This is a genomic window from Streptomyces sp. NBC_01003 (assembly GCF_045162695.1).
Lineage (GTDB): Bacteria > Actinomycetota > Actinomycetes > Streptomycetales > Streptomycetaceae > Streptomyces.
The window spans coordinates 8,999,750-9,019,130 of sequence record NZ_CP108707.1 but is presented as its reverse complement, the minus strand read 5'-3'; the positions used below and the strand labels follow the sequence as shown (position 1 = coordinate 9,019,130).

11 protein-coding genes are annotated in these 19,381 nt (G+C 66.7%); 6 read left to right on the top strand and 5 right to left on the bottom strand.

Annotated elements, in window-relative coordinates; genetic code table 11:
• Positions 1–3 precede the first annotated feature (3 nt).
• The 5 genes from OG698_RS41445 to OG698_RS41425 form a co-directional block, all read right to left on the bottom strand.
• Complete coding sequence (locus OG698_RS41445; protein ID WP_406109340.1) at positions 4–1,140, bottom strand: 3-oxoacyl-[acyl-carrier-protein] synthase III C-terminal domain-containing protein; 1,137 nt, start codon at positions 1,138–1,140, stop codon at positions 4–6.
• Positions 1,141–1,159: 19 nt separating this feature from the next.
• Positions 1,160–1,420 (bottom strand): acyl carrier protein, encoded by a 261-nt coding sequence (locus OG698_RS41440; protein WP_406109338.1) that lies wholly within the window; start codon positions 1,418–1,420, stop codon positions 1,160–1,162.
• A gap of 1,940 nt (positions 1,421–3,360) precedes the next feature.
• A complete protein-coding gene (locus tag OG698_RS41435; RefSeq protein WP_406109337.1) occupies positions 3,361–5,739 on the bottom strand; it encodes an Ig domain-containing protein in 2,379 nt (792 codons plus the stop codon).
• A 261-nt stretch (positions 5,740–6,000) separates the two neighbouring features.
• Positions 6,001–8,325 carry a discoidin domain-containing protein gene (locus OG698_RS41430; RefSeq protein ID WP_406109335.1) on the bottom strand — a complete coding sequence of 775 codons (2,325 nt, stop codon included), beginning with the start codon at positions 8,323–8,325 and terminating at the stop codon, positions 6,001–6,003.
• Positions 8,326–8,480: 155 nt separating this feature from the next.
• Complete coding sequence (locus OG698_RS41425; protein ID WP_406109333.1) at positions 8,481–10,805, bottom strand: Ig domain-containing protein; 2,325 nt, start codon at positions 10,803–10,805, stop codon at positions 8,481–8,483.
• A 491-nt stretch (positions 10,806–11,296) separates the two neighbouring features.
• Between OG698_RS41425 and OG698_RS41420 the strand changes: the two genes are divergently transcribed.
• From OG698_RS41420 to OG698_RS41395, 6 genes are all read left to right on the top strand, one after another.
• Positions 11,297–12,088, top strand: a complete 792-nt coding sequence (locus tag OG698_RS41420) for a FadR/GntR family transcriptional regulator (protein ID WP_406109332.1) — start codon at positions 11,297–11,299, stop codon at positions 12,086–12,088.
• Positions 12,089–12,533: 445 nt separating this feature from the next.
• Positions 12,534–13,832 (top strand): ABC transporter substrate-binding protein, encoded by a 1,299-nt coding sequence (locus OG698_RS41415; RefSeq protein ID WP_406109330.1) that lies wholly within the window; start codon positions 12,534–12,536, stop codon positions 13,830–13,832.
• Positions 13,832–14,830 carry a carbohydrate ABC transporter permease gene (locus OG698_RS41410; RefSeq protein ID WP_406109328.1) on the top strand — a complete coding sequence of 333 codons (999 nt, stop codon included), beginning with the start codon at positions 13,832–13,834 and terminating at the stop codon, positions 14,828–14,830. The genes OG698_RS41415 and OG698_RS41410 overlap by 1 nt, the downstream gene beginning before the upstream one ends.
• A 14-nt stretch (positions 14,831–14,844) precedes the next feature.
• Complete coding sequence (locus OG698_RS41405; protein WP_406111574.1) at positions 14,845–15,702, top strand: carbohydrate ABC transporter permease; 858 nt, start codon at positions 14,845–14,847, stop codon at positions 15,700–15,702.
• Positions 15,703–15,863: 161 nt separating this feature from the next.
• Entirely contained in the window at positions 15,864–16,871 is a 1,008-nt protein-coding gene (locus OG698_RS41400) for an aldo/keto reductase (protein ID WP_406109327.1), read from the top strand.
• Between the two features lie 109 nt (positions 16,872–16,980).
• On the top strand, positions 16,981–19,353 hold the full coding sequence (locus OG698_RS41395) for a hypothetical protein (RefSeq protein WP_406109326.1): 2,373 nt from the start codon (positions 16,981–16,983) through the stop codon (positions 19,351–19,353).
• Positions 19,354–19,381 lie beyond the last annotated feature (28 nt).

Below are 19,381 nucleotides of genomic sequence, written 5' to 3'. Positions count from 1 at the left end.
ACCTCACACCTCCCCGGCGGAGACGGCCGTCAGATGCGCGAAGGACACCGCGAACCGGCCGGACTCGGGGACCATCACCAGGAGCTTGTCGCCGGGGGACACCAGGCCCTCGCTGAGCATCTCCTCCAGGATCACGTAGATGCTGGCGGAGCCCATGTTCCCGACCCGGGGCAGATTGCTGTACCACTTCTCGGGGGAGGGGCCCCTGACGTTCTTCCGCTCGATCTCCTTGAGCACCATGGACTTCATGCGCTCGCTGGAGTAGTGCGCGGGGAACCAGGCGAGCTCGTCCGGGTCGAAGCGGCCCTCGTCGAGCAGCCGCTGGTACTCCTTGACCCCGAGCCGCACGAGATGCGGCAGCAGGCCCAGGTTCTGGCGCAGCGCCAGCGCGCCGTCGGCGGCGGCCTCGGCCGCGGAGGGGTAGTCCCACCAGGTCTGCTCCGCCGAGTTGTCGGCCGAACCCATGTACATGCAGGTCTTCTCGGTGTTGGCGTAGGAGGTGAGTGAGATCCAGTCGATCCGCAGGCTCACCCCGTCGGCCGCCGGGCGGTCCTGTACCACCGCGGCGCCGGCGCCGTCCGAGAGCATGTAGCGCAGGAACGCCATCTCCATGGCGATGGCACCGTCGTCCGAGACCGGCCGGACGTCGGCGAACCGCTCGCTCCTCATGAAACGCGAGGCCAGTTCGGACGCGGAGGCGACCGCGTTCTTCTTCTCCCCGGCCGCCACCTGGAGGTAGGCGTTCTTGAGCGCCATCATCCCGGTGCTGCAGATGCCGTGGGTGGTGACGATCTCGCAGGGGGGGCTGCCCAGTTCGCCGTGGATGCTGCTGGCGATGCCGGGCGCGATGAGATCCGGGATGGCGGTGGCCGCCGCGATGAGGTCGATGTCGTCGAGGGTGATGTCCGAACGGTCCACCGCCTGGCGGATCGCCGCGACCGCCATGTCGGTGTTGGAGAACAGGGTCTTGTGCTGCTTGTCGATGGCGTAGTGCCGTGACTTGATCCCGCAGTTGGCGAGGGTCTGCTCACGCAGCTCCGAACTCGCGCGGCCCACGCTGCCGATGTAGTCCTCGACCTCCTCGTTGGGCACCGGTTCGCCGGGCAGGAAGCGCCCCATGGCGGTGATGTAGGCAGGCATTGCAGGGTCTCCCCGTGATCTAGGCGGTTGCTTTGGTTTCGACCTTGGAGACGGCGAAGTCCAGGACGTCGCCGACGGTGCGGAGCGAACCGATGCGCTCGTCGTCCATCGAGATGCCGTACGCGTTCTGAAGTGCCTGCGCCATGGCGACGAGGTCGAGTGAGTCGATGCCGATGTCCGAGTACAGATCGGATTCCGCGGAGAGTTCATCCGGGTCGGCATCGCACTGGGTCTGGAGGAATCCCGTGATATCTGCGTAGAGATCGGTCCTCAGAGACATGTTCACCTCCCGTGCCCCACTCCCTGTGCGACACGGGATTCACTCTGGCCCGAGCCGCGGGACGGGGCATCGGAGAGGTTCACGCGGCCTCCCTGAATTTTTCCCGTCCCTCCCCTAGGTGTGTTGGCCGGGTCAGGGGTGGAGGCCCCGAGTCGATCCGCTCGGAGATGTGCTTCGCGAGCGCCTGCTCCGTGTCCTTCTTCGTGCGGAAGGCTTCGTGCGGAAGGTGCCCAGATTTCGGCGTCTGCCGTCCGGGCCGGTGGCGCGGACCTCGTATCGGCCGGACTTCAGGACTTTCCTGCGTGGAGCGGACGACGGGAATCGAACCCGCGTAGTCAGTTCGGAAGACTGGGCCGCCAGCTGTACGACACGTGTCATCACAGCCTTGGCGGAGTCGCGGAGCGCTGGAGTGTCTCCCTGAGCCGCAAACTCGGGACCGTCCCCACGAAGGTCAACCCGGCGTTCGGTGCACCTCAGAACCTGGACCCGTACAAACTGATCTATTTGCCGGCCGCGAACGACATCTCCAAGATTCCCGCCAGAATGCCCACTGCCGATGGTGTGCGCCGCGGGCAACCTCGGGCGCGGCGCCAATGGAGAACTCGCAGCCTGGCAGGCGGTAAGTTCTCGATCTTGAATTGGAGCCGCCCTCGCCGCGAAGTGGGCAACGCCGTCATGTCCAGTGCTCGCGGCAAAGCGCCGACTGCCATGTCACGGCTCAGCCGCCATCTCGATCCCACCGAATGCCGGCGCCGACCATCCTCGGTATGTGACAACTGATGTCTGTGGTCGCAGCGCCTGTGACGAGGATCGATACATGGCACTAGCTGATGTTCCTGACCTGTAGTGATGCCAAGTAGCTTCAGCACCTCGGAGGCCGAAGTCAGAGAGATACTTGGCACATTGGTCCACCGCAGGTCACACGCCATGGCGATGGCTCTTGCGCGAGACGTCCTGTGCGGAAATCCCTCGACGTGGCGGTGCTCGCCATACTGTTGCCTGAGGCCAGAGATCGGGTCTGCCGCAACCTCCTTCCCTTAGCAATCCAGCCGAAGCCGGGGCGCAAGGAGCATATCTGTCCCTGTAGAGCACGGCCGGACGAGGCTCGTGGCGCCGGGGGCGATCTGTCGGCCGGGGAGATCGCCCAGCTGATGGGTCGCCAGCGACGGCTGGAGAAGCAATTACTGGGCGGCTACCCACGGAGGAGCACCCCTCCAGGAGCACAGCCAGACACACACCTCCAAAACTTGATCACGGCGACAGGAGTGGATCCACGAGCCGGTCAAGGCCGCAGGCCGCAGCCCCAACGTCCACGCCGCCGGCCGGCACGAACGCCGCTTGCAGGCTAAAAGCATCTGAACCAGTTCACCGTCACCCCCGACGACATGCCGGACCTCGACGAAGGATCCGGCGAACAGCCCCACATCCCGCCCCATGAACCGACGCAGAGGAAGAAGTCCCCAGGCCGAACCCGGACAGCGCTTCCGAGCAGCCGGAAGCGCTGTCCGCTCCAAGGCTTCTGCCGCCGCACGCCACAAGGTTCGGAGTGTTGGCCCGTCGGGAATCGCGGTGCCCGAGCGCTGGAGGGGTCAGTGGATCGTCAGGCTCTCCATGTGGGCGCCGTTGGATCCGACCGTGGTCGCGCGGATCGTGACCCTGCCCACAGGCAGCGCGGCGGCGAGGGAGGTCGTCTTCCAGGTGGCCCACCCCCGGTCGGGTGGAACGGCAGGGCGCTCTCGACAGGGGAGCCGTTGACCGACACGGACAGCGGGCGATCGCTCGGGCCGCCCTTGGCACAGCGGAAAGTCAGCGTCCTGGTTCCGGCGTCGGGAACGTCGACGGTCCACTCGATGAAGGCGCCGTCCGCCGAGGCGTGTCGTCACACTTCCGTCGTGGCCCTGACTGTTTTCAGCGGTCATGGACCGACCGAGGCCCCGTTGTCAGCCGCGAGTGACCCGCAGGCTGTATGTGATCTCCGCGTCGGGCATGATGCCGTTGTTGCGCGCGGTGATAGCGAACCGCTTGGTGCCCGGGGCGGTGGGGACTCCGGTGATGCCGCCGGTGTCCTTGTTCAGGCTCAGTCCGGCGGGCAGCGCGCCGGATGTGACCTCATACCGGACCGTCCGGGGCGAGCTAGAGGTGACCTTGAACGCGTACAGCTCACCCACGCGGCCGTCGGCCGGCTCCGGTGTCGTGAAACCGGGCTTCGGCGCCTGCACCGGCTGAGCCTGGCCGACCGGACTGCCGGACGAGTCCAGCTCCTGCAGCGACCACTCCTTCCCCTCGGTCATCTCGCTCAGGTGCCAGTTCTTCTTCTCGTCGGTCATGAGCTGCTGCTGGGCGGGCGTGAAGGCGCTGGCCTCGATGGCGGAGTTCCAGATCCGTACCGCGGTGAGGACCGCAGCGGTGTTGGATCCCTTGGCGAGACTGTCCGTGCTCGTCTCGAACCAGCCGAAGTTCGCGCCGATCGACGCGCCCAGGGCCAGGTTGTGCTCGACGTCGAGCGTGCTCGTGCCTCCGCCGATCGGCAGTGAACCGCCCATGGCGGGAAGGAAGTTGGCCCGGTAGAAGTTGTTGTTCCTGGTCACCTGAGAGTAGTTGGAGTCGGACCAGCCGATGCCGCCCCAGCTGATCCGCGACTGGGCGAACCACGAGTTGGACGACGGGTTGGAGGCCTCGCAGATGAAGCCGTCCTGGGAGTCGAGCCGGCGGTGGATCCCGTTGACCAGGTGAGCGAAACCCTGGCCGCGCCAGCCGCTCCAGGACACCTCCTCCAGTCCGTCGTACGAGATGCTCCGGACGCCGGTGGTGTTGGCCATCGTGGCAAGGCGGGTGGCGATCTCGTCGATGACCGGCAGGTCGCCTCGTGCACCGCCGTACTGGTTCTCGCTGACCCGGGTGGCGTCGGCCCCGGCGGGGTGGGCCGCCGCGGCCGATCCCCACTGCGCCCGGCTGACGCCGGTGAATTGCCACTCGCCGGCGCCGGCCTGCGTCACACCGGAGTACGTGAGGAACTCGTCGCCGATGCGCAGCCGGCGGCCGATGACATGACCGCCACCGCCGGAGTCTCCGTCGGCGTACAGGGTCGTGTCCGACGCGGCCAGAGCGCGGGTCAGCTTCACGGTCGCGCCGACCGTGAGCCGCTTGTCGGCCGGTGCGGGAGAGATGTACGGGTCATTGGCCTGGATGAAGTTGGACAGGGTGTGCACGCCGACCCGCATGCCGCCCGCCGCGGCGGTCGCCACCAGTTGAGCCGCGGCGGCGTCCGAGCCGCCGAAGCCGCTGTTGAACTGGTAGTGCCCCGTCGACTTCCAGGGACCGGCCGCGCCCTGCACGGAGTAGACGTTCTTGATGCCCGCCTGCTTCGCGAACTTCATGGCGTCGGAGAGGTTCGAGGTGTCGAGGGACGACAAAGCCAGAAACGGCTGCCGGGTCGCCCGGGCCGCCTTCTGCCACTGCCCGTCGATGGTCGGGTACGGCAGGTGCTCGCCCTGCGCGATCTGGCTGAGCACGGTGAGCACGAGATCGGGGGTGCTGCCGTACACGGCCAGCTTCGATCCGAGGATCCGGCCTTCGAAGCCCGGCAGCGGGCCGATCCGGATGCCGTCCTCTCGGGTCCGTACGGTGCTGTAGTCGTAGGAGTAGGCGCGCAGAATGCTGCCCCACGACGTCTTCGCCGCGGCGCCCCACTCGTTCTGCGTCCCGGCCTCCCCGTACGGCTTCGACTTCACCTCCGAGCCGAACCCGTACGCGTCGAACTCCTTGGGCCAGCCGCCTACGGTCTTGTCGTTGAGCGGGGTGATGCCGAGGGCGAAGCCGCTGTCGCGGACCACACCGACGGCCTCGCCGACGGTGTCGGTGACGCTGGTGGTCAGCGGCCCCCACAGCAGGGTCCGCACATCCACGCCCGGTGCGGCGTCCAGACCGACGACCTCAAGCGTCGCGTATGTCGCGTGGTTGACGACCTTGACCTCGACCGTCGCCTGGTCGCCGCTGAACATCAGCACGTGCCGGTCCCGCCGCGAGACCTTCACCTGGGTGGGGACGACCTGCTTCCCGTCGCCCAGGACGACGGACACCAGGGGGTGCAATCTGCCCGCCGACAGATGGTCGGTTCCCTTGCGTATGTCCTTCAGTTCGACGACCCGGCCCGTCGGGTCGAGACCAAGCGACAGGAATCCCGCCCTGATCCGCAACGGGCGGCCGGCTTGCTCCGTGATCGCCGGCCCTGCTGCTGCCGCCGGCTGGGCGAGGGCCGGCGTCGCGATGAGCGCCAGCGAACCGAGACCACCGGCGATCAGGAAGTTTCTTCTGTCCACAGTTCCTCCAAATCGACATGTTTCGATATGTTTCATGTTTTACGTGGAGGGTGCAATCGGTTGTGCAGTGGCGCCTGCCGACATCGTCACTGATGAAGACCACGACGCCGACCGGTCGCCGTGTCACCTATCTCCCGTTGATGGAAACCTCGAGCAGATCGGTCGTTGACCCGTTCGAGCCGCCGTCGAACACCAACTTCACGTACTGGGCGCCCTTGTGCAGTGGTGGTGACCGGCGCCGTCACCGGTCAGCACCACGTCTCAGCCGCGCAGAAGGTACGTCTCCGGGCTCGCGGCCCGGACCTCGAAGCGCCGGAGCGAATAGCCGAAGGACGACGTGCGCTTGATGCCTTGCATGCGCACGTACCGGCCCGAGGCGGGCGCGAAGGTGAGGTCGTCCACGCGGGCGCCCGCGGGCTTGTCCCGGACGGCGGCGGCTGTATTCCATTTCACCCCGTCGTCGGAGACCTGGATGTCGTAGTCCTGTCCGGACGCCGTCTCCCAGTCGAGCAGGACCCGGCGGATCGTCTGTGCCTGGCCCAGGTCCACCTGGATCCATTCGCCGTCGTGGTAGGCGCTGGCCCACCGGCTTCCAGGGTCCCCGTCCGTGGCGTTCTCCGGTCCCAGGCCGGGCACTTCGGACGACGACGCGGTGGTCGGCCGGTGCAACGCCAGATCCGCTGCGTCGAAGACGCGCATGCTCCACAGTGCGTAGCCGTCCTGTTTGCGGGCCGCTTCGGTGCCGACGAGACGCACGTACCTTGCGGTGACCGGTTCGAAGATGAGCGTGTCGGACCCTGCGGACGTGCGGTCCGTGCGGCGGGCGACCGTGGTCCAGGTCATGCCGTCGCCGGACACCTGGATCGCGTAGTCGCGGCCGTGTGCGGGGGCCCAGTCCAGGTCGACCTTGGTGACGGTCCGCGGGCGGCCGAGGTCCACGCGGAGCCAGGCGCGATCGCCCCGGCCGCTCTGCCACTTGGTGGTGCTCACCCCGTCGAACGCCGCGTCGGCCGTGCCCGCGGACGCGGTCGCCGGCTTGCCCGCACTCAGCTCGCTGTTGGCCGGGGTGGTGAGTGTCGTGGCGACCTCTGTCAGCCCCGTACCCACGCCGAGCTTGCGCACGGTCGACATGAAATCGCTGTACGGGACACCCGAGTTGGCGCCGCTCCACATCTTCTGCGCCAGGACTCCGAAGGTGGGCTCGACCAGTTTGTGTACGTCGAGTTCGGTGTAGCTGGACGTGGTCAGGTCGTTCCACACCGAGGACATGGCGCCGAGGAGTTGGGGGTCCTTCGGTGCCACGCTCTGGCCGTCGGGGAAGACGTTGGGTTCCCAGTTGTCGTAGAGGTACTTACCGTCCAGGCCGTGGCCGTGGTAGTAGCTCGCGAACGGGACAATGTAGAGCAGGGCGTCGTTGGTGTTGATGAACGAGTAACCGTCCTTCTCGGCGGCCTGCGGGCCGTACCACTGGTTGTTCCAGCTGTTGAGGGTGACGTCCCGGTCGTAGCCCTCGGTGCTGGACGCCATCAGGGACAGGCTGCCCCAGGCGCGCGGATGCTTGCCGAGCGTGCGGATGTGGGCGGCCATCTCGTTGAAGTAGGTCTTGTAGCGGGGCTTGTCGGACCGGTACTCGTCGGCGCCGAAGTGCACGTCCGGACCGCGGAACCACGGCGTGAACTCGTCGAACACCGACTTCATGAACGCGGTGGTCTCCGGCTTGGACAGGTCCAGGTGGTCGGAGTCGCCGTTGTTGAGGCCGAGGGACGGCTTGAAGCGGATGAACGCCAGGGAGTGGGCGGGGGCGTCGAACTCGGGGACGAGCGTGACGCCGTTGGCGGCTGCGGTGTTCTCGAAGGAGTCCCAGTCGTGCCGGTCGTACGCTCCGTCCTTCGAAGCCAGGCCGGACAGCGCGGGGTTGTCGGTCTTGAGGCGGAAGCCGGCCTGGGCCTCGCTCCAGGGCCGGTCACCCTTGAACCCATTGTCGTTGAGGTGGATCTGGAACTCGTTGAGCTTGAACCAGCCCATGAGACGGATGTAGTCCCGGATGAAGTCCGCGGTGAAGAAGCGCCGCCCGACATCCAGCGTGAAGCCCCGCACCTTGTAGTTCGGCCAGTCCACGGCAGTGCCCACGGGGACGGAATCACGGCCGTCGTCGAGCAGCAGGATCTGCAGGAGCGTACGGGTGCCGTAGTAGACGCCCTTCGCGGTCGGCGCGGTGATCCGCACGTTCTCGCCGGTGACCGCGAAGGTGTAGCCCTCTTCCTTGAACCGGGCGCTGTCCACCGCTTCGGGCACGGTGGGATCGATCGACAGCACGATGTCGCCGCTGTGCGGGTGGCGCGGCGACAGGGCCGGCTTGCGCCCCGTGACCTGCTCGATCTCGTCGGGGAGGGTGGCTAGTTGGTCGCGGAGACGGTCGCGGTGCGCTCCGGCGAACACGATGCGGCTGTGCGGGCTCAGCTCGAAGAATCCGGTGCGGCCCTGCCACTTCTGGAGGGCGGGCACCACTGCGGGTTTTGCATTGACCGGGTCGGGGGCGGCGCTCGCCGGTGTGGCGGGAGCGGCGAGGGCGAGCACGGAGACCATTAACGCGAGAAGGCACAGCAACTGTCTTGGACGCGCTCTCATCTGAAACTCCAAGCCGTTCGAGATGGATTCGTTCCTGGAGGTTCGTGCGGGTGACGCGACGGGGAGCGGGCACCGAATGCGCCCCGGCCACGGCCGGGGCGCGGCGGCCGCGTTCACGGCCTGGTCGTCACCTTGTAGGTGATCTTCGCGTCGGCGATGCTCCCGCCGTTCCTGGCGGTGATGGTGAATTTGCTGGTGCCGGGGACGGCAGGAATTCCGGTGATGCCACCGGTGTCCTGGTCGAGGGTCAGGCCGCGCGGGAGGCGGCCGTCGGTGACCTCGTAGCGGATGGTCCGCGGCGTCGTCGAGGTCACCTTGAAGGCGTACAGCTTTCCGACCCGGGCGTCCGTAGGCTCCGCCGTGGCGAAGCCCGGCGTCGGGGCCTTGATCGACTGCGGGTCGCCGCTCTGCTGACCGGACGTGTCCATCTCCTGCAGCGTCCACTCGGCGTCCGGCGTGACCTCGGTCAGGTGCCAGTGCCTGCTCGCTACACCCAGTTGCTTCTTCTGCTCGGCAGTGAACGCGCCGGCCGCGCGCGCTGACTCCCACATCCGGATGGCGGCGAGCAGCGTGGGGGCGTTCTGACCGGACTGGAGGCTGCTCACGCTGGTCTCGAAGTTGACACCGGCGTCGAGGGAGGCCGCGTGCGCCAGGGTGTCCTCGATCTTTTGCAGGCTGTCGCCGCCCGAGAGCCCCTGCTGGCCCATCATCCCGGGCAGGTAGTTCGCCCGGTAGAAGGTGTTGCTGCGGATGATCTGGGCGTAGCTCGTGGGGCCGATCTCACCCCAGCTCGCCCTGGACTGGGCGTCCCACGTGTTCGACGCGAGATTGCTGCACTCGGTGATGAAGTTCTTGGTGGTGACCTGCCGGTGGACGCCGTTGACGAGCCGTGCGAAGCCGTAGCCGCCCCAGCCGTTGTAGCCGGTGCCTTCAAGCCCGTCGTAGGACGTGGCGTGGACGCCGCTGGTGTTGTAGGCGGTGGCCAGCCGGGTCGCGATCTCGTCGGTGATCGGCAGATTGGCCAGCGCGCCGCCGTAGCCGTTCTGGATGAGCCGGGCGACGGTGGTGCCGGCCGGGTAGTCCTTGGCGGCCGAGGACCACTGTGCCCGGCTCAGGCCGCCGACCTGCCACTCGGTGTTGCTGACCTTGGTGACGGAACCGTAGGTGATGAACTCGTCGCCGATCCGCAGCCGTTGACCGTCGACGCCGGAGGCCAGCAGGCCGTTGGCATCCACGTACAGCGTGGTGTCCGACCCGGCCAGCGGGCGGGTGAGCCGGGCGGAGCCGCCCAACGCGAGCCGTGGATCGGCCGGCGCCTTCACGTACGGGTCGTTGGTGTCGATGAAGGTGGACAGAGTGTGCACCCCGACCTCGATGCCCTCCTTCGCCGCCGCGGCCACCAACTGGGCGGCCGCCGCGTCCGATCCGCCGAAGGAGTCGTTGAACTGGTAGTGCCCGTGCGACACCCACGGCCCGTTGCCGGAGATCGCGTAGATGTTCCGCACCCCGGCCTGCGCGGCGAGCTTGGCGGCCGCGGTGACGTTGCCCGTGTTGAGGTCGTGTACCCAGAAATGTGTCTGCGAGGTGCGCTGGGCCACCTTCTGCCACTGGCCGTCCAGGGTGGGGTACGCCTGGTCGTGCTCCTTGGCGATCTGGCTGAGCACGGTCAGGGCGAGATCCGGCGCACTGCCGAACAGGGCGATCTTCGACCCGACGATCCGGCCCTCCGGCGCGGGCAGCGGGCCGAGCGGGATCTCGTAACCGTTGGTGCGCTGCCGGACCCGTACCTTGCTGTAGTCGTAGGTGGTGGCGCGCAGAACGCTGCCCCACGTCGTCTTCGCGGCGACGTTGCTCGCCAGCCACTCGTCCTTTGCACCGGTCTGGAGCCCGTACGGATTCCAGACGAGATCGGGACCGAACCCGTACGCCAGATGCTCGTTCGGCCACCCGCCCACTGTCTTGTCGTTCAGCGGCCGGACCCCCATGACGAAATCGGAGTCGGCGACCACACCGACCGTCTCGCCGATGGTCTCGTCGAGCGTCGTCGGCAGCGGACCCCACAGCAGCGTCTGCACATCCACACCCGAGGCTGCCGTCAGGCCGACGACTTCGAGTGTGGAATGCGTGGGGAACCTGACGGCCTCCACCTGGATCGTCACGCTCTCGCCGGCGAACTCCAGGACCTGTCGGTTGTGCGACCGGTCGCGCGACACGACCCGCACCTTCGCGGGAACCACGTGCTTGCCGTCGGCCACCACGCTGACCAGCGGCACGGGGGTGTCCTTCGCCAGGTGGTCGGTGCCGTCACGCAGGTCCACCAGGCTGTCCACGTACCCGGAGCCGCTGATGCCCACCAACAGGAAGCCCGCCCCTATCCGCAGCGACGGGGACGTCTTGGTCCTGGCCGTTCCCGCGGCATGCGCGGGTCCGGCGGCCATGGCCACGGCCGTGGCCGAACTCAAGCCGCTGGCAACCAGAAAGCGACGCCTGTCCACATGTCCTCCTAGGTGAAGTGACTCTCGATGACGCGCGGGATCGCTGATCAACTGCCCGCGAACAGCGCAGAGGGGCGCAAGGCCGGCAAACGTCGAGCGACGAACGAGGTCACCTGGATGGTTCGTATTCTTCAGCGGAGATGGTTCGCGCTGTTCCGGGGAGCGGGATCGGCCGACGGCCGTGAGTCGGAGAGCCCATAGGCCTGCCCGTGCAGGGAAGTGCGCTTGCTTCTCCTGTGTAACTACCGCAGCACAAGTGCGGTCTAGCGTGCACGGCACGGAAGGGGCCGTCAAGGCTTAGTTCGGATCTATTCCCGATGGCGCGGGTGCTCCGCGGGACGGTCCGAACACCCCTGAACGGGCTGCCACGGAGGTATCTTGGGGCCCAGCACTTGGTATTTCGTGACCTGCATGCATCGGATACATGGAGCAACATGACTGGATCTTCCTGGCCCGCGTCCGCGTCCGCGACATCGGATTCGGAGACGGAGGCAGCTCCCTACCGTCCCGGCTACGAGGTCGCGGCGGAGCGCATCCTGGAGTACGTCGCCCGGCAGGGGATGGGGCCCGGCGACCGGCTGCCGACGGAGAAGGATCTGGCGGCCGAAGTAGACATGAGCAGGACGGTGGTGCGAGAGGGCGTCAAGATCCTCTCGGCCCTCGGGAGGCTCTCAGTGGAGAAGGGACGCGGCATTTTCGTGGCGCATCCCAAGAACGACCTGTGGTCCGACACGTTCTCCCGGTTCCTGCCGACCGACCCCAGCCGCGTCGGTGAACTGTTCGAGTTCCGGCGCTTCACCGAGACCGAGACCAGCGGGCTCGCGGCCACGCGGGCCACACCGGTTCAGCTCAGGGCGATCCGCGAGGCAGCGCAGCGTTCGGCGGAGGCCGCCGAACGCGACGACCACGAGTCGTTCGGCCGGGCCGATGCCGAGTTCCATCAGGCGATCGGTGCAGCGGCGGGGAACGCGTTCCTCTCCAGCCTGGTCGACGCGATCCAGCGGCTGCAGCGACAGGTCACCATCGTGGCCCTGGCCGACTCCGCACCGGGATCGCTGGCCGGGGCCGCCGAGCAGCACCTTGCGATCCTGGAAGCGATCGGGGCCGGCGAGCGGGAGCAGGCCGCCGCCCTCATGGCCCGCCACATAGACACGACGGAACTCCAGGTCCAACGAGAGATCCGCAACCGCATCTTCGCCGCTCCCGCCGGCCCGGACGGGGCGTGACCGTGGGCGACAGCCCCGATCAGTAGTGCCCCGCCGGCCCCCGCCCCGCCGCCCACGCCGGAAACGGCCGGGCGACGGGGGGCGCAGCGTGCCGCGGTCGTGAACCGCGCCACCGATGTGTCTCGTTCTCGCGAAGCGAATCCGTAGAGGCCCGGCGAAACCCTGAGGACATATATCGGATCTATTGGCGCCTTGGTTGAGGCGATAACTCCGTCTCATCTCTTGACATGCCGTCGCGCGCGGACTTCCATACCCCAAGGTGCCCCGAGGGGCGAACGCTGAGGGGAAGCGGTCGACCCCGAGAGCAGCAGGACTCTGGGAAGAGTCTGAACCATGTGACGGATTCGGTGGACGGTCGGCAGTGGGATTCCCTCTCTCGTCTCGGTACGAACAAGACAGCGACTCGGTACCGCCCACGGACAACGACGGGTAGGGGAAGTTGGACATGACGCGCAACCCGATACTCACAAGAACCGCCGCCCTCGCAGGTGCTCTCCTCCTGGCCGGGTGCACGGCCGGCAGTTCCGGTACGAGTGCATCCAAGGGCAACGGCGACAAGGTCACCTTGACCTTCCTCACCTTCGAAACGCCCAACCTGGACGCGAAGTACTGGGACGCCGCGATCGCCCGCGCCTCGGCGAAGGTGCCCGGGGTGACGATCAAGAAGCTCGTATCACCCAGCGCCGACCGCACCGGGTACGCGAAGCAGCTCGACAGCACGGGCCAGTTCCCGGACGTCATGATCGGCCTGAACCCCGCCGGATTCGCCGAGGCGGGCAAGCTGGCGCCTTGGACGGACAAGGAACTCGCGACGTACAAGAACCCCCAAGCCAACACGTACGGCGGCAAGGTCTACCAGCTGCCCTACTCCGCCCAGACGACGCTGGTCTACTACAACAAGAAGGACTTCGCGGCGGCCGGCATCGACACACCGCCCCGCACGTACCGTGAACTGCTCAATGACAGCGCCAAGTTGAAGAAGAAGGGCATCAACCCCTTCGTGGTCGGCGGTGGCGGCAAGGATTCCTGGGCCGACATGTTCCCGCTGATCTGCACGGTGGCCACCGACGTCTACAAGAAGACGCCGGACTGGCTGTCCCAACGCGCCAAGGGCAAGGTCAAGTTCACCGACCCGGCGTTCGTCGCCGCCGCCCAGAAGGTCGCCGGCCTCGCGGACAAGGGATACATCGACCGCGCCGGCCTTTCCCGCTCCTACGCGGACACCGAACAGGCCTTCCGTGACGGCAAGGGCGCGATGTATCCGATGGGCAGCTGGTTCTCCGCCTCGGCCGACACGAAGAAGCCGGACTTCGACACGGGCGTCTTCGCGTGGCCCACGGACCAGGGGACCCCGGCACTCCCGGGCGTCCTCGGCGGCGGGATGACGGTGAGCTCCAAGTCGTCCGATGTTCCCCTGGCCAAGAAGTGGGCCAAGGCCTTCATGGAGGACCAGAAGAACCTGGACGCCGCCGTCAAGGCCGACGGGCTCATCATCGACATCAAGGGTTACAGCCCGCCCAGCACCATGGGCCCCGTCTACAAGAAGACCTTGGCGGCGTATCGGCAGGCCCAGAAGGACGACGGGATCGTCAACTCCTTCTCCCAGGAAACCGGTGACGGTTCCCTGCCGCCCGGCCTGGCCGACAAGGCCGCGGCCGGCGTCCAGAAGCTCATCGGCGGACGCATGACGGACCGTCAGTTCGGTGCTTACATGGACGAGCAGTGGGACAAGGCCACGCGATAATGCGCATACGTACCCTGACCCGACCGGAGGGTTCCGCTGCCGCGCCCGCGGCGAAGGACACGGCAGCGGCCCGACCACAGGACGCCCCCGCGCGGCGGTCGTCGCGACCGTCCCGGCACTTCCGCCCGAACGGCGGAGCGGGCCGCTTCGCCGTCTTCGCGGCTCCCGGACTGCTGGCCTACCTGGCCCTCGTCCTGGTGCCGATCGGCATGACCGTCGGCTACAGCCTCACCAACAAGAACCCCTTCAACCCGCCGACCCAGTGGGTGGGCCTGTCCAACCTCACGAGCCTGTTCGCCGACGACGATTTCCTCAAAGCACTGCAGAACACCGTCGTCATCACCGTGATCGTGACGCTGGTGACCAACGCCGGCGGCCTGGCGATCGCCCTGCTGCTCGACCGGCGCGGCTGGCTGTACAACGCTCTACGCAGTGTGTTCTTCGTGCCGGTCGTGCTGAGCGCCGTGGTGGTCAGCGTCATCTGGCAGTCGATCCTCGTCGACGACGGCCTGCTCAACTCCATGCTGCGACAGATGGGGGTGAGTCATCCGCCGGGCTGGCTCTCCGACCCGAGCCTCGCCCTCTACACCGTCTCCTGGGTCATCGCCTGGCAAGGGCTCGGCTTCTGCGTCGTGATCTACCTGGCCGGACTCCAGGGAATCCCCCAGGAGTTGCACGAAGCGGCGGCCATCGACGGCTGCGGACCGGTGATGCGGTTCCGCCAGGTCACCTGGCCGATGCTGGCACCCGCCGTCACCATCAACACGGTCATGTCACTGATCGGCGGATTCAAGGCCTACGACCAGATCCAGGTGCTCACCAACGGCGGCCCCGGCCCCGGCACCACATCCACCCTCGCCTTCCAGGTGATCCAGACCGCGTTCAACGGCAACCACGTCGGCTACGCCTCCGCGATGGCCGTGGCGATGCTGATCCTGGTCGCGACCGTCTCCGTGATCGCGCTCGGGTGGCTGCAGAAACGCGAGGTGTCCGCATGAGCGCGAACACGAAGATGAACCCGGACCTGAACGCGAGCGTGAACAGGGGTGGGACAAGACCGTGGATACGCCCGGTCGTCGCGCTCCTCGCCGGCCTGCTGTTCTTCCTGCCGATCTACCTCGTGCTGGTCAACGTGTTCAAGGACGGTTCGGCGATCGTGTCGAACCCGGTCGGCCTCCCGGTCCCACCGACCCTGGACAACATCCAGAGCGTGCTGTCGCGCCCGGACCACCTCTTCTGGTACGGGCTGGTCAACAGCACGGAGGTCACCGCGATCTCCATCCTCGTCATCACCGCGATCTCCGCCATGCTCGGCCACTACCTGGCCCGGTCGACCAGCGTCCTGTCCAAGGTCGTCATGGTCGTCCTGCTCTGCGGTCTCATGGTGCCGCCCGCGGTGATCCTCACCCCGATCACCGAAGTCCTGCGCACGCTGGGGCTGATGAGCAGCGTGCCCGGACTGGTCCTGGCGTACGTCGGCTACTACATGCCGTTCGGGGTGTTCGTCTTCGCGGGCTTCGCCAAGACGATTCCCCGAGAGCTCGAAGAAGCCGCGGCGATCGACGGCGCCGGAGCGTTCCGCGCCTTCTGGCAGGTGGTCTTCCCGCTGATGCGGCCGGCGTCGGCCAGCGTGGTGATCTTCCTCGGCGTCTGGATCTGGAACGACTTCCTCAACCCGCTGATCGTCCTGGGCCCGGCGGCAGGCACCACGGTGACCGTCGGTATCTACCGGGCCATCGGCGAACACCAGGCGGACTTCGGCTCGGTCTTCGCCTTCATGTTCCTGGCGACACTGCCCATCCTCGTCTTCTACCTGGCCTTCCAGAAGCAGTTCGTGAAGGGCCTCACAGGAGGAGCGACGAAGGGCTGAGATCGGCCGGTACGGCTGGACATGTGACAGGGGGCAGGGACCGACGCAAGCCCCGCCCCCCTGTCACATGTCGCGGACTTCGGACGCTCGCGCCCCTTCACGTCCTTTCACGTCCGTTCATGTCCGTTCACGCCCCTTCAGCGAGAGGCATTCCTCACCCCATGCACCCCACTGCACCCGGGCACAGCGCCACCGCCGTCGACGCACTGTCACTGGGTGCCGCCGCCCTGGGCAACCTGTTCCACGCGGTCAGTGACGAGGACGCGGCCGCCACCGTCGAGGCAGCCTGGGCCTGCGGCATCCGCACATTCGACACCGCTCCGCACTACGGACTCGGCCTGTCCGAGCGCCGGCTGGGGGACGCACTGCGCACCCGGCCACGTGCGCAGTTCACGCTGTCCACCAAGGTCGGCCGCCTGCTGCGCGCACGCGCCGGGCTGCCCGGCGACGACCTGGCGAACGGCTTCGCCGTCCCGGCCACCCACGAGCGGGTGTGGGACTTCAGCACCCGAGGTGTACGCACCAGCATCGAGGAGAGCCTCACCCGGCTCGGCCTCGACCGCGTGGACACCGTCTATCTGCACGACCCGGACGGCCACGAGCGCGAGGCCTTCGACTGCGCCTACCCCGAGTTGGAGCGGATGCGTGCGGAGGGCATGGTCGGCGCGATCGGCGTCGGCATGAACCAGACCGCGATGCCGACACGCTTCGTCCGCGACACCGACATCGACGTGGTCCTGCTGGCCGGCCGCTACTCCCTGCTCGACCAGAGCGCTCTGGCCGCACTGCTGCCGCAGGCGGCGCAACGCGGAGTGTCCGTGCTGGTCGGCGGGGTGTTCAACTCGGGCCTCCTCGCCGATCCCCAGCCGGACGCGACCTTCGACTACGCACCGGCCCCGGCACACCTGCTGGACCGGGCGCTGGCTCTGCGCACGCTGTGCGAGGCCTTCGGGGTTCCGCTGCGGGCAGCCGCCCTGCAATTCCCGCTGGGGCACCCGGCGGTCGCCGGTGTGCTGCTAGGGGCACGCAGCGCCGCCGAGGTGACGGACGCCACCGCGATGATCAGCCACCCCGTCCCCGAGGGGATGTGGCTCGCCCTGTGTGCCCAGGGTCTGCTGCCGCCGGGTGTACCGGTGCCTGTCCCGCGTCAGGACGGCGTACGTCCCTGATCGCGGACGGCGGTTTGCGACCGGGACCGCGGAGCGCAGACTCCCCGCGTGGAACCGAAATTGATCGAATTTTCCTTCACTGGAACGCACACACGAGGATGGTTTCAGAATGCTTGACAGGAGAAACTGCCTTTCCCTGTTGGCGGCCGCTGGAGTCGGAGCGAAGGTCGCTCTCGAACCCACGATCTCACAGGCCCAACCGCTCGACGCAGGGGTTGCCGGAGCCGATGGCCACGCTACGGAACTCAGCCGTTCTCTGCGCGAATTGCACGGCTCCCTCCTGGTGTCGATTCGGGAATATGACGACACGACGCTGCGCCGGTCCCAGGAATTCGACGGCGACCTGCTGACCGACGGACCGCGGCAGTGGCAACTGAAGTGGGATGCACGACGGGTGCCCGATCATCACGGATGGGAGGTCACCCTGACCTGCACCCTGGAGAAGGGGGCGGCGGAACAGGCCGCAGTCTCCGTTGATTTCCCATTCGAGAGCTGGGAGACCACCAACTACGTGATGATTCCCGGAATCATCTACAACGGCAATCGCTATCGCGCCATCGGCAACGGATACAATCCGGACTATCCGGCCGACATGTACTACAACCCACAGACGCCGCTGACGATATCGAACAACCCGCGACTGGCCTCCGATGCTGCGGTGCCCTCACGGATCGAGCTGGCGACGTGCAATACTGCCGCCCCAGCGATGAGCTTCTTCTCTCCCAAGTTCGGAAAGGGCTGGATCGTCCTCACCGAGCAAGGAACCCGCCTGGGCAACAGTGGGCTCTCGGTTGAGGAGAGTGCGAGCAGGGAAAGCTGTGAATTCCGCATCTCAGCACCGGTTATGCGCCGGCAGGCGGCCGGTTTCGGCGACTTTCGGCCGAGCGGTGACAGGGCGTCGAACTGGGCTCCCGGTGACGCGGTTTCGATTCGCTTCCAAGTTTTCACCTTCGACGCCGACGGAATTCCGGCAGTCCTGCAAAAATTCATGGAAGTGCGAAAATCGCTCACCGGCCCCACCGCGCCTCGCAACCTGCTTCCGATGAGTCAGCTGGCGGAGCTCGGCACCAACATCTGCCGAGGCAATTTCACAGAGACCAAGGCGGGCCGCTACTACCTTCCAGAAAACTCCAGGCACTTTCAACTGGGTTGGGTGAGCGGAATGATCAACACCTACCCCATGTTGGCTCTGAATGACCCGACGGAACGGGGCAGGGTCTCCGATGAGCTTGACTTCATCTGTTCCCGCATGAAGGGGCAGAGCGGATTCTTCTACGGCTTCATCAGCGAAGATGGCGAGATCCGCTCAGAGAAGGCCCACCCCGACTTTCCGGCGGTGCAGGCGATGGTACGCAAGAACGGAGACGTGCTCTTCTGGCTGATCAAGCATGTGATGCTCCTGAAGGCGCAAGGGCACGGCGACACCATCAAGGAATCCTGGGAACTGGCCGCAGGCGGTCTGGCCGAAGCATTCACCCGGGCCTGGCGAAAGCACGGAGAATTCGGTCAGTACATCGTGCCAGAAACAGGCGACATCGCCGTGTACAACTCGACTGCCGGCGCCATCGCTCCGGCCGGTCTCGCCCTGGCGGCTGAATACTTCCGCCGCCCGGACTGGTTGGCCGCGGCCGAGGAAGCAGCCGAATTCTACTATGAGCGCGACATCAAGTCCCGTGGATTCACCAGCGGAGCGTGCGCGGATATTTCACAGGATGCGGACTCCGAAACAGCGTTTGGTCTCCTGGAGTCATTCATGGCGCTGTACCAGTACACCGGAAAGAAGAGATGGCTGAATCGCGCGAAGGTCCAGGCCGCTCTGTGCTCGTCCTGGACTCTTGCGTATGATCCGCTGTTTCCGGCAGGCAGTGATATCGCACGGCTGAAGGGAAGGATGGCCGGCGCCGTTTGGGCAAGCAGCCAGAACAAACATGCCGCGCCCGGTGTCTGTACGTCCTCCGCTGACCACCTGTTCAAGCTGTATCGAGCTACTGGGGACAAGAAGTACGCTGAACTCATCAGCGATATCCAGCATGCCCACACCGAGGCCGTCAACATGCCGGGACACATAACCACCGACTACCTCATCGGTTCGAGCATGGAGCGGATCCAGCCCAGCGATGCCGAGGGCAAGGGTGCCGTCGGTGATTTCATCAGGACAAGAAACTCCTGGACCGAGACCAACGGTGTCTTGATGGCACTCGAACTTCCCGGAATCTACGTCCGGCCCGGGGAAGGAATCCTCATTCCCTTTGATCATGTCGAGGCCGAGCATGTCAGCGAGAGCCGTCAGGCCGCCGTAGTCCGCTTGACCAACAACACGGCCTACGCGGCACGGGTGTCGGTACTTTCGGAAACGGCCCGCCAATCGGCCCGCCCCCTTGGGTACACGGCGTTCATCGATTGGCCGCAGGTCGAAGTCCCGGCGGGTGGGGTGGTCACCGTGCGGATCACGCGGAAAGGCAAGGTCGCACGTCATGCCTGATCCGGCCGTTCTCGCTGTGCACCCGTTC